Genomic DNA, 16,408 nt, shown 5'->3' with positions numbered 1-16,408 from the left:
TAAGGAGCCTAGCATATGATTGCCATTATTGATTACGGTGCAGGAAATATCAAAAGCCTGCAGTTTGCATTAGATAAATTAGGGAAAACCTCCAAGCTGACAATGGATCCGGAAGAAATTAATCAGGCCGATTCCATTATTCTTCCCGGTGTCGGCGCCTTCAAGGATGCGATGGAAGCATTACAACGCTATCAGCTGGATACTATTCTGAAAGATGAAGCTGCAAATGGCAAACCGATTTTAGGAATCTGTCTCGGCATGCAGCTTTTCTATGAATACAGTGAAGAAAATGGAGGCTGCCATGGCCTTGGTCTCCTGTCCGGTTCTGCTAAACGTATTTCTGACAAAGTAAAGGTCCCACATATGGGCTGGAATATTCTCCAGCAGGCAGATCAGGCCCGTGCCTTGTTAAATAATCTTGGTGATGAACCATATGTTTATTTTGTCCACTCCTATGCAGTGGATGGTCTGGAGGAGAATACACTTGTTGCAAGCGCAGATTATGGTGGACGCGTACCAGCTATTGTACAGAATAAAAATATAACAGGCATGCAATTTCATCCGGAAAAAAGCGGTGATGTCGGGATTGCATTATTGAAAAATTATGAGGAGTCGATTTCATGATTATTTTTCCAGCAATTGATGTAAAGGACGGAAACTGTGTACGTTTAAAACAAGGGGATTATAATCAGCAGACTACTTATAACAACTCCCCTGTAGAAACAGCAAAAAAATGGCAGGAGGCTGGCGGGGCTTTCCTTCATATGGTTGATTTAGACGGTGCTAAAACTGGTGATGCCAAAAATAAAGAAGTCATTTTAGAAACCATTCAAGCTTTATCAATCCCTGTAGAAGTCGGTGGCGGCATCCGTTCTTTGGATATTATTAAAGAATATGTAAAAGGCGGTGCTGCAAGGGTTATCCTCGGTACCTCAGCCATCACAGATTGGGATATGCTTACAGAAGCAATCAGGTTATACGGTGATAAGATTGCTGTGTCTCTCGATGCGCGTAATGGCTATGTTGCAACCGATGGCTGGACAAAAAACAGCGATACAAAAGCAGCTGACCTTGCTAAGAAATTAGAGGAAGCCGGTTTAGAAACGATTGTATATACAGATATTTTAAAGGATGGCATGCTGCGCGGACCAAATCTCGAAGAATTAAAAGCAATGCAGAAAGCTACCAGTATGAATATTATTGCCTCTGGCGGTGTTTCCCGTAAAGAGGATGTTGTTAATCTTCAGTCGCTCGGCCTTTATGGAGCTATTATTGGAAAAGCGCTGTATGACGGAACCATCCAGCTGGAGGATGTTGTAAAGGAGGATAATCATGCTCGCTAAACGAATTATCCCCTGCCTTGATGTGGATAAGGGACGTGTTGTAAAAGGAAAGAAATTTCAAGATATCAAAGATGTTGCTAATCCGGTCGAATTGGCTGCACGCTATAACCGGGAAGGTGCAGATGAGCTTGTATTTTATGATATTACAGCCTCCAATGAAGAACGGAATATCTTCTTAGATGTCGTAGAACAGGTTGCCCGTGAAATCGCAATACCATTTATGGTCGGCGGCGGTATTCGCACAATAGAAGATATTCACAGTGTTCTTCACGCAGGCGCCGATAAAGTATCCGTGAATAGTGCTGCCGTACAGCGTCCAGAATTAATTAAAGAATCCTCCGACAAGTTCGGGAGTCAATGCATTGTTCTTTCGATTGATGCAAAAAAAACAGCAGATGGTGACTTTCATGTATTTATTAATGGCGGAAGAAAAGACACCGGAATGGATGCAATTGAATGGGCAAAACAAGGAGAAGCACTTGGAGCGGGCGAGCTTGTTGTAAATGCCATGGATTCTGATGGTGAGAAAAACGGCTATCAAATTGAATTGACAAAGAAAATTGCAGATGTAGTAAATATCCCTGTTATCGCCAGCGGTGGTGCAGGTAAATATGAACATTTTTCAAAAGTTTTCACAGAAGGAATTGATGCAGCACTCGCCGCATCCGTCTTTCATTACGAGGAGATTCCAATTCCGGAATTAAAAGAATATTTATCCTCACAAGGAATTCCAATGAGGAGGAGAGCATAATGGAAATTTCAATAAAGTATGATGAAAATGGACTGATCCCGGCTATCATTCAAGACTATACAACTGGAGAAGTGCTGACCTTAGCCTACATGAATGAGGTTTCTTTAGTAAAAACATTAGAAACCGGTGAAACATGGTTTTATTCCCGCAGCCGCAAGGAACTATGGAATAAAGGAGAAACCTCCGGTAATAAACAGCTGGTAAAAAAAATAAAGGTTGATTGTGATCAGGATGCTTTAGTAGTCCAGGTTCAGCCATTAGGTCCAGCCTGCCATAAAGGTACAACCACCTGCTTCGAAAATACATTATTAGAAAACGAGAAGCCTTTATTCTCTATGATTCATGAGCTTACCGGCAAGATTAAAGACCGCAAAGAAAATCCGCAGGAAGGTGCTTATACTACTTACCTGTTCAATAAAGGGCTAGATAAAATACTGAAAAAAATCGGGGAAGAATCAACAGAGGTAGTTATCGGCGCAAAAAACAATGATAAAGAGGAATTAACAAATGAATTAGCTGATTTATTATATCACTCGCTTGTCTTAATGGAAAACCAAGGTGTTACTACCAAAGACATTAAACAAATACTAAATGAGCGTCATATTGAAAAAGAGGGACAGCATCGTGAGTAAATTCTGGAATCCATTAATTAAACAGCTGGAGCCTTATGTTCCTGGAGAACAATTAGATGACCCTGCCATTATCAAATTAAATACAAATGAGAATCCCTTTCCGCCATCTCCTAAAGTGCTGAAAGCTATTCAAGAAGAGTCTGTAAAATTACAGCTTTACCCTTCCCCTACCGTGGATGAGCTTAGAGAGGAAATCGGCAGCTGCTTTAGCTTGAAAAAGGAGCAGGTCTTTGTCGGTAACGGATCTGATGAAGTGCTTGCCTTCAGTTTTATGACATTTTTTGAACCTGGAAAAACAATAAAATATCCAGATATCACCTATAGCTTCTACCCGGCTTTTGCAAAGCTTTATCAGCTGGATGTGGAAGAAGTTGCTTTAGAGGACGATTTCAGTCTGCCTGTCGAAGCCTTCTTTCAATCTGAAGGCGGAGTTATTTTCCCTAACCCAAACGCCCCGAGCAGCCTTTATGTAAAGATAGAGGCAATTGAAGAAATCTTAAAAAATAATCCGGATCAAGTGGTTATTATTGATGAAGCTTATGTCGATTTTGCAGAAGCTTCCGCTGTTTCGCTGATTGACAGCTATCCAAATCTGCTTGTTGTACAAACCTTATCCAAATCCCGTTCCCTTGCCGGATTACGTGTCGGATTAGCCTTGGGTCATCCAGATCTGATTGAAGGGTTAAACCGGGCAAAGGATTCCTTTAACTCCTATACGATGGATCGGTTAGCTATCGTTGGAGCAATAGAGGCGTTTAAGGATACAGCTTATTTTGAAAAAACAAAGCAGGAAATTATTGCAGTAAGAGAGTATTTTCGTCAGGAATTGGAGAAAAGGAATTTCTATGTTCTCCCTTCTCAAACCAATTTTGTCCTTGCTTCTCCCTCTGATATGGAGGCAGAGAAACTCTTTACTCAATTGAAGCAGGAAGGCTTCCTTATCCGTTATTTTAATCAGCCAAAGCTGGAAAACTATGTGCGGATTTCAATTGGAACGCAAGAACAGATGAGTAAGCTTCTAGATGCAATCGATAGAATTATTAAAAAGTAATTTATCTGATCCAACTAAATAGATTAGCAGAAAGCTGTTAGATATTAATTTTCTAACAGCTTTCTATACGAAACACTACTTTTATATAGAAAAAATTCATAAAAAAGTTGTATAAATTTTCGCAATAACTATAATAAAACTATGACCATACTCACTTTTTTGAATACGGTCATACTACTAAATCAATGAAAAAGTCCCGGTTTTAGCAGTATAAAATTAGAACATATCTACATTTTCACTCTGTAACTACTCTATCTCATATAATTTAAAATCAGCCGATTTATTATGTTAGATTTCTTGACATGAATCTATTATTTCAATTATTATTTAGGAGTTAGCTATAGAAGATTTTTCTGTCAAAAACAGAATTATCTTTTTTCTGATTTTTATGTAATTGAATTATAGAATAGATTCTCTTACAGGAAAGCAGAAATAAACAAGATTTCATGGTGGATAATGAATGAATCATAAAGAAGATTATTTATCTGAGAATTCCACTAGGAAGAGTTCGTAAACATACTAGATGAGGAGGATCATAATGAACTCAAATATTTACGGTAATACACCGCCGCTACTTGGCGCAAAAAATCTGACAAGTACAAAGGACTATGATACAGATGTATTAATTTATGGCGTGCCATGGGAAGGTGCTTGTACATGGGGGGATTATACAGGCTGCGAGCTTGGTCCGAAACAAATTAGACTGGCTTCTGCCAGATACAGCACATATCTGCCGGAATTAAACCATATTAATGTAGAGGATCATTTAAGCTTAGGTGATGTCGGTGATGTCAGCATCGTCCCTCATGATGTTCCGGAAACAATGAACCGAATTGAAGAGTTTGCAGAAAACTTGTGGAAGAGCGGGAAATTTCTTGTAGGACTTGGCGGAGACCATGGTGTGACTTACCCTATTGTCAAAGGTCTGACTAATATCGGTAAGAAAGTCGGTATTATTCATCTTGATTCTCACTATGACAATATGCCGCATCATGATGGAGATAAGTTTGCAAGAAGTACTCCTTTTATGCGCTTATATGAAACAGAAGGAGTACGTAATGAAAGCTTAATTCACACTGGTATTAAAGGTCCGAGAAACAAGCCGGAAACAGGAAAGCATGCTAAAGATGCCGGTGCTGTAACAATAACGATTAATGACATCCGGGAGCAAAAAGATTTAAAGAAATATGCTAATGAAATATACGAAATGGCTTCTAAAGATGTAGATGTTGTCTATCTGACTATTTGCAGTGATGTACTTGATTTTGCATTCAATCCAGGCGGACCGGTTGACGGCAATGGATTGACTTCCTATGAGCTTCTTACAATGATTTATGAATTCGGTAAACGAGGACTCTGTGGAATGGATTTTGTGGAAGTGTATCCTCAGCAGGATTTCAATCAAAATTCATCACACTTTGTATCCACAGCAGTGTTGTATGTGCTGGCAGGACATGTTCATGGCGGACATGCATAGAAAACTTGGCGTTTTCTATGCTTTTAAAGACATACTTTAACCGGGGCTGCAATTACTTGCCCTCGAAAAACGTTGGATTTCAGTAAACCGGAAAGCTTTATACTTTCCGGTTTACTGAATAAATAATAAGGGAACTCTCCTTATTAATTACAAACAAAGGAGGAGTTTACTTGGCTCAGTCAAAATTTGTTGAAAAGTTTAAAGCCATCGGACCAGGTGCAATCATTACCGCTTCTTTTATCGGACCAGGTACTGTAACAACTGCAACACGGGCGGGAGCAGGATTTGGGTTTGCTTTATTATGGTCCGTTATCTTTGCCATTGTAGCCACGATTATCCTACAGGAGATGGTTGCAAGAATAGGAATAGTAACAAAGCAGGGATTAGGAGAAAATATCAGGGAACTATTTCAAAATCAAATTCTGAAATTTGCAACAGTATGGATTGTTTTAATAGCTGTCTGTGTAGGATGTGCTGCATACATAAGTGGTGATTTAATCGGGACGTCCCTAGGTGTTTCGTATTTAACTGGAATTCCTGAAAACTATGTAGCACCAATTGTTGGTGTAATTATCCTGATTCTCGGTATCGCCGGCGGCTACAAATTCATGGAAAAACTGATGATTGTCTTTATCGGTATTATGAGTCTTACCTTTATCACAACGATGTTTGTGGCTACTTCAGACGTTCTTGGTGTATTAAAAGGAGCTTTTATTCCGACAATCCCACAAGGCTCCATACTAGTCGTTATTGCTTTAATCGGGACTACTGTTGTTCCTTATAACTTCTTCATTCACGCTTCAACAGTTGGAGAAAAATGGAACAGCGTTAATGACTTAAAAGCAGTGCGTTGGGATACTATTGTTTCCATTACTGTCGGTGGTATTATTACAGCTGCGATTCTAATCACAGCTGGTGCATTAATTCATGGCACTGAGGTGACAAGTATCGTTGAGCTTGCAGCTCCATTACAGCCTTTAATGGGAGATTTAGCCCCAATATTTGTCAGTGTTGGTTTATTCGCTGCCGGTTTTTCTTCAGCTATCGCCTCCCCAATGGGAGCAGCTGTTACTGTCAGCAGCTTTATGAGATGGGAAGGCGGCTTCTCCAATAAAAAATATAAAATCGTCTTTGCTTTAGTCATTATTTTCGGTATCATCACTTCAGGACTTGGATTTGAACCACTGGAAGTGCTGCTTATCGCACAAGCATTAAATGGTTTAATCCTGCCGCTTATTGCAATTTTGATTATGATTGTTGTTAATAAGAAAAATACAATGGGTAAGTACGTTAATGCCCTCTGGTTAAATATTATCGGATGGTTGGTTACTGCTGTAGTAGCATTTCTTGGTATTTACAGCTTAGTAGATGCAATTAACAGCTTTTTATAAACCATTAAAACGATGCTAAAAAAATCCAGTCATGCTAGCATGACTGGATTTTTTGCATCTTCTAATTAAATTAACTCTTCAATTTCTGCAGATTCTTTCAGTTCATTTACTTTTTCTGCATATTGCTCCCGTTGTTTATTCTGTACAATCATTCCTTCAAGCTGAGCTCTGGTTTCGTCATTCAGCTCTCCTATCTCTTGATCACCAGCCTGCTCTGCCATTTGATCATACATCTCTTCAACTTCTTCATCTGTCACTTCCATATCAAATTCATTTTCCATATATTTTGCGGTTGCAAGGTCAAACTCTAATTGTTCTGCATACTGTTCTTCGCTTAAATGTAATTGATTGAGCGTGGTTTGAAATTGTTCTTCACCCGCTTCTTTCATTGCATCTAACTCTGTTTGAACTTCTTCATCTGTCACTTCCACACCAGCTTCAGTTGCTTCCTGCATAATAAGCTCCTGCTCTACCAGAAATTGAATTGTCTCATCCTGCAATGCCTCTGTATCTTCTACATCTTGTCCTGATTGGAACATTACTGATTTAACCAAAGGATAGGCTCTATTATAAGCATCCCCTTGAACTTCTTCTCCATTTACAGAAACAACAGGTTCTTTTTCGTCAAGAAACTCATCATCTTCAAATTCCGGTGTTGCCTGCTCTTGTTGCTCTGGGGCGCCTTCTTGTTGTTCTCCAGCGTTTTCTTGCTGCTGATCTCCTTCCTTTTTTTCTGCATTGTTATCATCGTTTCCACATGCTGCTAATAGCATGGTTATAATCATCATTATCGTTAATGTAAATTTCTTCATTTAAACATCCCTCACTTTAAAAATTTGTCATGTTCCATTCAATCATACATGGTTATCTTGTTTCAAGTTTTCGAGCAATTTATTTTTAACAGATAACATGACCTTCCATATATCCTTCCCCACTTTCATAAACAAAAAACTCATGACTTAAAATTAAATTATGAAATACATCCTTTGAAGCTCCATTAATTATTTAAACGGTTCTTTCGAGGTATTTTCTTTTACTTTAGGGAGATAAGGGCTCCATGTTGTTAATTTCATAAGACAGAAAACAAAAAATATCCTCAAAACTGTTGAAAGCAATCACACATGACTTTTAACAGTTTTGAGGATATAAAAATATTGATAAACTTGAATTATCATAAAGTCTTCCTCTTTAAGATTATAATTAAGAATGTTACTCCACCAACGATTTCAATAATAATTGAAACGACGCCTTGAGCGTTAAAAATATGGTTCATAATAAAATATGCACCCGTTAGTATCAAGAATCCGATAGCAAGAGCCATTGGAAAAATATATCTGTGATCATAGGTTCGCGCCAGCTGATAACTCAACGTTGCAACCAAAAAGCCAAAGAAAGTCAGCGGACCAACTAAAGCTGTTGATATTGACATCAAAATAGAAACTAATACAAGAACATAAATGATACTAAACTTATGATTAACCCCTAAAGAACTGGAAATCTCTTTCCCGAGTGACAATACATTTAATTTCTTCGCATAAGCAAAGAGGAGGAATGCTACAACGATTACTATTGGAATTGCAATAGGAAAATATTCTACATCTGCATTATTGACAGATCCAAACAGCTTTGCCTGTAAAATATCAAACTCAGAAGGTGCAAGCAGTTTTCTCATAAAAGTTGACAAAGATCTTAGTCCCGTTCCGATAATGATTCCAACTAAAAGCATAAGCTGTAAATTTCCATACTTTCCAGAAAGTAACCATCCATAAAGGATTAAACACATCGCGACCATAATAGCCACTTGAAATAAAAATGATCCAGTACCCATATAACCTATAAACGCAGTGGCACCAAAGAAAAACATGGTGCTCGTATGAATCGTGGAATAAAGTGCTTCAAACCCTAAAAGCGAAGGAGTTATAACCCGATTATTTGTAACCGATTGGAAAGCAACCGTCGCCAAGCTTTGACATACTGCGGCAATAATCATGGAAACAATAGCCACCATTCTTCTTTTAGCAACTGGGATAAAGGATGGGGAGTCTACTGGAACTGGATTATTATAAACTAAAAGTCCATATGAAGAAAGAATACCCAAACCAATCAGCGTTATCAATAATATCCAATAACGTCTTTCCTCCTTTTTGGAACGGAAAGCTTTAGAAGGTTTATCTTTATTAGGAAGGCTGGAATCCATTTTGACTTTTTTTTCATTAGTATATTCCAATTTGTTATCCTAGCCTCCTTCTTCTTAACAAAATAACAATAAATACGACTGCCCCCACTGTTCCAAGTATTAAAGAAACAGGTACCTCAAATGGCATAATAACTGTCCGGGATATGATATCAGCAGCGGTCAAGGCAGCCATTCCGGACACACAAACCCAAGGCAGATTACTCCTGAGATCATCTCCTCTAAACATGGAAACAATATTTGGGACAATCAAACCTAAAAACGGCAAGTTTCCAATCACAGCCGCAACAATACCAACTGCGACAGCAATAAGCGCAGTACCAATAAGAACGATCTGATTATAACTCACGCCAAGACTTTTTGTAACTTCCTCCCCTAGTCCAGCTAATGTCAGTCTATTAGCGTAGATAAAAATGAGAAAAGTAATGGCAACAATCAGCCATAGGTATTCATATCTTCCGACCTGAATCGATGCAAAAGAGCCTACAAACCAAGTTTCAACACTTTGCGACATTTGAAAAACAAGCCCAACAAACGTGGAAACTGCAGAAATAACCGCTCCAAGCATGATCCCGATAATCGGGACAATTAAAGACGATCGAAGCTTCACTCTTCTTAAAAACAAAAAGAAAACCATCGTTCCTATAAAGGAAAAAATGATTGCTCCGGTCATTCTTTGGAATAAAGTTGGCGCAGGAGATAATAAATAAACAACAACTAATCCCAAGCCTGCCCATTCAATCGTTCCTGTTGTGGTAGGTTCAACTAAACGATTCTGTGTAATAAGCTGCATGACGAGCCCGGACATCGCCATTGCGGCTCCGGTAAGCATTAGTGCAGCTGTCCTTGGAATACGAGTAATGAAAAACATATCCATTCCATCTTCTCGTCCACGTATGTCGTAAACTCCTACAAGCATGGAAATAACACCTAGAATAATAACAATGATGACTGCTAATATAAAAGGCTTTGTCCATATTTTTTGATGATTAGAATGCAGGGGCTGAGAACTCCCAGCCCCGAACATTTTTTGTATTGTATTTTTTAGCACTATAGTTATACTCCTCTATACTATTCAGCTAAAGTATTTGCAAGGTCTTCAAATAATTTAGTAAATGTTTGTATGGATTCATTTGTATAGGTGTCTGCTGGTGCATAAACTATCTGTCCTTCAGTAACAGCAGTTGTGTTTTGAAGAGCAGGTGCATTATCAATTACATCTTGAGCAGGGGTTGCCTCCTCTTCAGATGATACAGCAGCATCACGATCCATTACGAAAATCCAATCCGGATCCGTTTCTGCAATAGCTTCAACAGAAATATCATCACCCTGGTGGTCTGAAGAAGACTGATCAATTTCTAATGACGGCGTCCAATCAAAGATATCATACAGTGGGCCCCAAACACGACCGGAATGAGGAGCTGCAAAATTAATGTCTCCACCAGATACGATAACACTCATTATTGTATCTGTTCCATTATAAGCTGATTTAGCATCTTCAATCGCTTGATTAAAATCAGCTGTCAATTGTTCAGCTTCCTCATTTTTATCAAAAATTTGTCCAAGAGAGTTAGTAACGTCCTTAAATCCATTTTCTAAATTTTCTCCAGGTGTGTCAGCTTCTTCGGAAACATCAAAGTTAAGATCAATAACAGCTGCATTTGGCACTAATTCTTTTATATCTTCATAATAATTACCAAATCTTTGACCAACAATGACAAGCTCAGGGTCTACCGCTGCGATAATTTCAAGGTTTGGTTCACGGTGGTTTCCTATGTTTTCAATTGATTCATCAGTTGCATACGGTATATTTTCAGGTATTAAATCCCTTGGAGCAGCAGATAATTCAATGCCCCAGTCAGATAACGTTTGAAAAGTTCTACTATCTAAAGAAACTACATTCTCCGGGTTTACCGGTACTGTAACAGTTCCATGAGCATCCGTAATTTCTACAGTTGCATCTTCGGCAGAATCCTCTGCTCCTTCATCTGTTTCAGCAGAATCGCTTGTCTGATCATCAGCATTTTCATTTTCATCACTTGAATTTGAACAAGCTGCCAGTGTCAATGCGAAGATTGCGAAGATTGCTATAATAAATGTTGACTTAAAAAATTTTGTTTTTCTCATTCTCCTACCTCTTCCTTTATGTATTATTAATGATTAGACTATTGAATTGATCAAATTAATATCTGCGTTATATTTTAGCGCATGATTTAAATACTAATTATTATTTCTGTTTTTGCAAACATATAACTTTTTTGATAATGATAATCAATCTCAATTAGTCTGCTTAAAGTATATCAAATTAAGAAGCGTTGTCAACAGTATTTTGAAATTTATATATTATACAATAATCACCAATTCAAACGTTTCTTATTCTTGTTTTATCATGAACAGACCGGGAAAATACGTGTCCCACATCATAGACATGCGTGCTCCTTATGAAAGAAGCACGCATGAGTTAGATTAATCAATGCCAGTTAACTGCCACAAAGAAGATGAGTTCCCAGGTGTTTATTGAGAAACCATGTCAGTCTGCGCATTTATAAGAAAACAACTACCTGCTCGACTTGTTGGCGTTTAGATGCCCCGAACGATTGGCTGTATTTAACTTATATGCGAATCAAAGTATACACAAAAACGGCAGCCGTTTTGCATATGGACTGGAATATGCATATCATAGACTTCGTTTAAAGCCTCTGAATTAATAATTTCGTGTGTTGGACCATCTTTTATTAGCTGTCCATCTTTTAAAGCTACAATGTAATCCGAATAAACAGAAGCAAAGTTAATATCATGCAATACAATTACAACTGTTTTACCCAGCTCATCAACAAGCTTGCGTAATATTTTCATGATTTGTACAGAATGCTTCATATCCAGATTATTTAATGGCTCATCCAGTAATATATATTCTGTGTCTTGGGCAATAACCATAGAAATAAATGCCCGTTGCTTTTGACCTCCGGACAGCTCATCTAAGAACTTATGCTGGATATCTGTTAAGTTCAGATATTCAATTGCCTGATCGACAATCCGATTATCCTCAGCATTTAGACGGCCTTTTGAGTAAGGATAACGGCCAAACGATACCAATTGCCGAATCGTTAATTTTACGTTAAAAAAGTTGGATTGTCTTAAAATGGCAATACGCTTGGCAAATTCATTAGATTTCATATTCTTTATATTATTTTTATCAAGTAATACATCTCCAGTATCTGCATCAAGCAGTCGGCTTACCATGGAAAGCAACGTTGATTTCCCTGCACCATTTGGTCCAATAAACGACGTAATTTTGTTAGGCTTAATTTGAACCGATACATCTTTTATAATAGGTTTACTTCCAAACCTCTTTGTCAATCCTTTAATTTCGATCATCTCGCAGCCCCTGCTTTCTTTAAGTATTAACTAAAAAATAGAAGTAAGTGAAAAAGCATTAGTATGTAACCAGATGCCAAATCTTCCATATATGCAAAGCCTTTCTCTGCATGAATTCAACAAACTTCCTTATTTTTAAAATTCATTCAAACTTCATCCAGATAATAATCATTATCAAATTCCAATCATTCTAAACAATAATGATATTCATTATCAATTAGATACCAATACCTAGTATATCAAATTTTCAGCCATCGTCAATGGAAGATTAATATTAATTAGAGAATAACAAAAAAAACTGCCCCTATTGGCAGTTTTTTCTGATCTTCGTTCAATTTTTTGTCATATTCATAGTCGTTGGTACTAATTAAAGGAAAGTTCCCTTTAATTTACAAGGGTGTTTATAATAGTTTCTTCTTTATTTATTCTCACATCCATCACCAGTACAATAGGATGTTTTATTCTCATTTGGGTTTAATGATTGCAAAACAGGCTTTTCCTGCTCCTCTTGCCAAACTTTTTCAAGTACTTGTGTAAAAGTCTCTTCCGGCTGTGCACCGGAAACAGCGTATTTTTCATTAAATACGAAGAACGGAACTCCCTGGACACCAAGCTGTTTTGCTAAATCTATATCTTCATTAACTTTATTACGAAATTTACAGCTGTCTAATACATTTTCTGCATTCTCTTTATTCAAACCAGTTTCTTCTGCTAAGCGGACCAGTGTATTTTTATCACTCAGCAGCTCAGAATCTGTGAAATAAGCCTGAAATAAACGCTCTGTCAGTTCAGCTTCTTTATTATTTTCAGCAGCCAGCTTAGCAATTCGATGCGCGTCAAAGGTATTACTATACTTCATCGTATCAAAATGGTAAGTTAAACCAACTTCTTCAGCTTGATCGGCTACCTGTTTATTCATTACAGATACCTGCTCTAAAGGAATACCCTTCAGCTCAGAAAATGTCTCAGTAAAGTTTTTATCCGGGATATGCTGCGCAGTCGGGTCAAGCTGATAGCTTCTAAACTGCACTGCTACTTGATCACGATGTAAAAATTTCTTCAAAGCATGTTCAAACCGGCGTTTTCCAATATAACAAAATGGGCATACAAAGTCAGACCAAATTTCAACTTTCATTTATGTTCACCTCAATTTCCTCACTTATTTTAGCACAAGGAAACCTGGGAACAAAGTAATCTGCATTCATTCTCGTCAATGAGTATATTCACACTCAAAACAGCAGGGTAATAATGAAAGAACATCAATAATTTCTTTTATCTTCTATCGCCCCATCTGCCCGGTAAATGGTCAAGGATGTCCCTTTGTTTTTGGCGATTTCCGCAGCTCTTTTCACAGCCTCATCTTTGGTATTAAATATTTGACTTGCCTGACTGGAGCCTGTAGACGCTATAGCCCATCCTTCATCATGGCTATAGACCACTTCTCCCTCTTCCAGACGTTCCGGGTTATTTGTTTTTTCTTTCCCCTCTTTAGAGCGCTGTGTTGGCTTTCCGCTTTTTTCATAGCTGCGAACCTCTTCTTTATCAGCATTTTCATACCATTCTTTTGCCTGCTCAATAGCTATTGGAATAGCCCTTCCTTCCTGATAGCCGTCATCAAGCATAGAATTAGCAATATCAATTGCTTTTTTACGAACAGGTTTTTCAAGTTTTTTCATGGAGCTTGGATAATCATTCATTGTCCAGACCATTAAGAACTCCTCCTTTTTATATGGAGTTTTCCCGTTTCTAATTACATAAAACATCTTTACTCATGAGAAAAACCAAGAAAATCACTTGGCCTTTAAAATACTGGTGTTCTTTCCAAGAAGATGTCCACTGCGACGGTTTTCGATGGGACGAGTAATCGCAGTCCCAAAAGAAATACACGGAGACTCCTGTGGGAATGCGCAACACGAAAGGAAGTTCGGTTAAGTTCGCGACGTCCTGTCTCAGGCACCGAACTGACATACGTCCTATATGCCTCCGCAGGTAAAAAGTGCTCTTCTTTTTTTCGAAGAGATGAGCTCGGGACCCACAGAAAGCGTAGTGTATTTCTGGGGTTGCGGTTACTCACCCCATGAAACCCGTTGGAGCGGTTACTCTTAAGCAATTTCTATATACTTTCCTATTATAAAAAAAACGCGGGATTACTCCCACGCTTCTTTACGTATCTAATAGCGATCTTCCATTAATGGAGACACGCTTCGTATTTTTCAATTCATCAAGATTGACAGCTCCAATGCCGAACATAGTCATCTTCAGCTCTAACTCCAATTGCTCCATTGTTTGAACAACGGCTTCTGCTGATTCTGTCGCTGCCTGAAGCAGATGTCTTGCATAACCGATGACATCTGCACCAATTGTAATTGCCTTTGCAGCATCTACCCCTGTTTTCATACCGCCGCTAGCAACAAGCGGAGCATCAGGAAGCTGGCTGCGTACAGACACCAGACAATCCTTCGTTGGATTCCCCCAGTTATTAAATGCTTCTGCAGCTGCTTTCTTCAATGGGTCCTTAGAACGTAACTTCTCAACCTGACTCCAAGATGTTCCTCCGGCTCCGGCAACATCGATATAGGATATTCCTGCATCATAAAGCCTTTCCGCTGCCTCTCCATCAATTCCAAAGCCAACTTCTTTCACGCCGACCGGTGCATTTACCTGCTTACAGACCTGTTCAATCTTTGGCAGTAAATCTTTAAAATTTAAATCGCCGCCATCCTGTACTGCTTCCTGCAATGAATTTAAATGCAGTACAATAGAATCAGCCTCCGTTTTATCTATAATACGCTGACATTCTTCTGCTCCGTAGCCATAATTTAATTGAACAGCTCCAATATTCACAATTAACGGCACAGTTGGAGCCTGTTGACGGATAAGGAAGGATTCTTTATGCTGATCACTTTCTAGAAACGCCCTTGTTGAACCGATTGCTAAAGCCCATCCTTTTTGTTCCGCAGCCAAAGCTAAATTTTGATTGATGGTTGTCGCCAGCTCTGAACCGCCTGTCATGGAACTGACAAGAAATGGCGCCTGTAAAGCTTTGTTTAAGAATGACGTTGCAAGTGAAATTTCGGCAAAGTCAATCTCCGGCAAAGCATTATGGAGAAAATGAATTCCTTCCAGCCCAGTTGATTTATTAACACCTTCTACCTCTCCCTCAAGGCAAAGACGGATATGTTCTGTTTTACGTTGGTTAATTCCTTTTTCCATAAATGTCCCTCGCTTATCTCAATTTAGTACTATATCTAGTGTACTTGTTTCGTGAAATAAATGAAAGATAAATGACGTTAGTCCAGCATATTGACAAAATAAATATAAAGATTTCTAAACAGCTCTTATTTCAGGCACTTTATCATATAATATTCAGATTATACACGTGTTTTCTGTTATAATAATACTACTTATTTATGTTTTTGGGAGGAAATAATGAAAAGAAACCACGCAAAAGCTTTTGCCACAAAAGCTCATCAAGGGCAAGTACGTAAAAATTCAAGTGAGCCATACATCACCCACCCTATTCGTGTTGGAGAACGCTTAGAAAAGGAAGGCTGTTCAGATGCTTTAATCAGCGCAGGATATTTACATGATGTTGTAGAGGATACCAAAGTCAGTATTGAAGATATTGAACAGCAATTTGGGAAAGAGGTCGCGGACCTTGTTGCTTCACATACAGAGGATAAATCAAAATCCTGGTGGGAGAGGAAAAAGGCAACTGTGGACCATTTGAAGAATGCTCCAAAAGAAGTGAAATATCTGATTATTGCGGATAAACTGGATAACCTCTTAGAACTGGAGAAAGAGCATAAAGAGATTGGTGATGACATTTGGAAGAACTTCAATGCCGGATATAGTCAGCAAAAATGGTATAATGAAGAAATCGCTAAACAAATGTATGCTCACTTATCCCCTCATGAAATTCCTCCTTATTTTAAAGAGTTTGAACAGGCTGTAAAGCGTTTTTTCAAATGATTAGAAAACACCTTCTCGCTTTTACTTAGCGAGAAGGTGTTCTTGCCAAGGAGATGTCCGCTACGGGAAGTCGCTTTCCGCGGGCAACGCCTCAGCCTCCTCGAAAGAAGAGCACTTTTTTTCGAGGAGATAAGCTCGGGGCCTACGAGAAGCGTAGTGTATTTCTGGGGCCTAAGATTACTCACCCCATGAAAACCGTTGGAGCGGCTATCCTCAACA

General features: G+C 38.5%; 16 protein-coding genes. 8 read left to right on the top strand and 8 right to left on the bottom strand.

From position 1 onward, the window contains the following. The first annotated feature begins 15 nt into the window (after window positions 1-15). The 7 genes from hisH to MKY30_RS11390 all read left to right on the top strand — a co-directional run bounded on the left by hisH (window position 16) and on the right by MKY30_RS11390 (window position 6,645). Window positions 16-624: an imidazole glycerol phosphate synthase subunit HisH gene (gene hisH / locus MKY30_RS11420; RefSeq protein WP_147211231.1), complete on the top strand. Its 609-nt coding sequence runs from the start codon at window positions 16-18 to the stop codon at window positions 622-624. Then, window positions 621-1,343, top strand: a complete 723-nt coding sequence (gene hisA / locus MKY30_RS11415; RefSeq protein ID WP_147211234.1) for a 1-(5-phosphoribosyl)-5-[(5-phosphoribosylamino)methylideneamino]imidazole-4-carboxamide isomerase — start codon at window positions 621-623, stop codon at window positions 1,341-1,343. The genes hisH and hisA overlap by 4 nt, the downstream gene beginning before the upstream one ends. Next, window positions 1,333-2,094: an imidazole glycerol phosphate synthase subunit HisF gene (hisF, locus tag MKY30_RS11410; RefSeq protein WP_339284811.1), complete on the top strand. Its 762-nt coding sequence runs from the start codon at window positions 1,333-1,335 to the stop codon at window positions 2,092-2,094. The genes hisA and hisF overlap by 11 nt, the downstream gene beginning before the upstream one ends. Further along, window positions 2,094-2,726 carry a bifunctional phosphoribosyl-AMP cyclohydrolase/phosphoribosyl-ATP diphosphatase HisIE gene (gene hisIE / locus MKY30_RS11405; RefSeq protein ID WP_246145178.1) on the top strand — a complete coding sequence of 211 codons (633 nt, stop codon included), beginning with the start codon at window positions 2,094-2,096 and terminating at the stop codon, window positions 2,724-2,726. The genes hisF and hisIE overlap by 1 nt, the downstream gene beginning before the upstream one ends. Then, a complete protein-coding gene (gene hisC / locus MKY30_RS11400; protein WP_339284809.1) occupies window positions 2,719-3,777 on the top strand; it encodes a histidinol-phosphate transaminase in 1,059 nt (352 codons plus the stop codon). Before hisIE ends, hisC begins: the two co-directional genes overlap by 8 nt. A 538-nt stretch (window positions 3,778-4,315) precedes the next feature. Then, entirely contained in the window at window positions 4,316-5,254 is a 939-nt protein-coding gene (locus tag MKY30_RS11395) for an agmatinase family protein (RefSeq protein ID WP_147211241.1), read from the top strand. Between the two features lie 170 nt (window positions 5,255-5,424). Further along, complete coding sequence (locus MKY30_RS11390; protein WP_147211242.1) at window positions 5,425-6,645, top strand: Nramp family divalent metal transporter; 1,221 nt, start codon at window positions 5,425-5,427, stop codon at window positions 6,643-6,645. A gap of 65 nt (window positions 6,646-6,710) precedes the next feature. Here the strand turns inward: MKY30_RS11390 and MKY30_RS11385 are convergent, their stop codons facing one another. The 8 genes from MKY30_RS11385 to fni form a co-directional block, all read right to left on the bottom strand. Beyond that, window positions 6,711-7,457, bottom strand: a complete 747-nt coding sequence (locus MKY30_RS11385; protein ID WP_341083968.1) for a SurA N-terminal domain-containing protein — start codon at window positions 7,455-7,457, stop codon at window positions 6,711-6,713. 359 nt (window positions 7,458-7,816) lie between these two features. Next, window positions 7,817-8,842 carry an iron chelate uptake ABC transporter family permease subunit gene (locus tag MKY30_RS11380; RefSeq protein WP_147211287.1) on the bottom strand — a complete coding sequence of 342 codons (1,026 nt, stop codon included), beginning with the start codon at window positions 8,840-8,842 and terminating at the stop codon, window positions 7,817-7,819. 34 nt (window positions 8,843-8,876) lie between these two features. After that, window positions 8,877-9,866: an ABC transporter permease gene (locus MKY30_RS11375; protein WP_147211288.1), complete on the bottom strand. Its 990-nt coding sequence runs from the start codon at window positions 9,864-9,866 to the stop codon at window positions 8,877-8,879. 44 nt (window positions 9,867-9,910) lie between these two features. Beyond that, window positions 9,911-10,966 (bottom strand): siderophore ABC transporter substrate-binding protein, encoded by a 1,056-nt coding sequence (locus MKY30_RS11370; protein WP_341083967.1) that lies wholly within the window; start codon window positions 10,964-10,966, stop codon window positions 9,911-9,913. A gap of 480 nt (window positions 10,967-11,446) precedes the next feature. Then, the gene (locus MKY30_RS11365) at window positions 11,447-12,217 is read right to left on the bottom strand and encodes an iron ABC transporter ATP-binding protein (RefSeq protein ID WP_147211247.1); all 771 of its coding nucleotides are present in this window, start codon (window positions 12,215-12,217) and stop codon (window positions 11,447-11,449) included. Between the two features lie 418 nt (window positions 12,218-12,635). Next, window positions 12,636-13,352, bottom strand: a complete 717-nt coding sequence (locus MKY30_RS11360; RefSeq protein WP_339284804.1) for a DsbA family oxidoreductase — start codon at window positions 13,350-13,352, stop codon at window positions 12,636-12,638. Window positions 13,353-13,476: 124 nt separating this feature from the next. Continuing rightward, window positions 13,477-13,926 carry a DUF2188 domain-containing protein gene (locus tag MKY30_RS11355; RefSeq protein WP_339284803.1) on the bottom strand — a complete coding sequence of 150 codons (450 nt, stop codon included), beginning with the start codon at window positions 13,924-13,926 and terminating at the stop codon, window positions 13,477-13,479. A gap of 454 nt (window positions 13,927-14,380) precedes the next feature. Then, window positions 14,381-15,430, bottom strand: coding sequence for a type 2 isopentenyl-diphosphate Delta-isomerase (gene fni / locus MKY30_RS11350; RefSeq protein WP_147211250.1), 1,050 nt, complete (start codon window positions 15,428-15,430; stop codon window positions 14,381-14,383). 216 nt (window positions 15,431-15,646) lie between these two features. Between fni and MKY30_RS11345 the strand changes: the two genes are divergently transcribed. Further along, complete coding sequence (locus tag MKY30_RS11345; protein ID WP_147211251.1) at window positions 15,647-16,189, top strand: HD domain-containing protein; 543 nt, start codon at window positions 15,647-15,649, stop codon at window positions 16,187-16,189. Window positions 16,190-16,408: the final 219 nt, after the last annotated feature.

The sequence above is a fragment of the Oceanobacillus sp. FSL W8-0428 genome, assembly GCF_038004405.1.
Classification (GTDB): domain Bacteria; phylum Bacillota; class Bacilli; order Bacillales; family Amphibacillaceae; genus Oceanobacillus; species Oceanobacillus sojae.
This window is presented reverse-complemented; position numbering and strand designations above follow the sequence as displayed.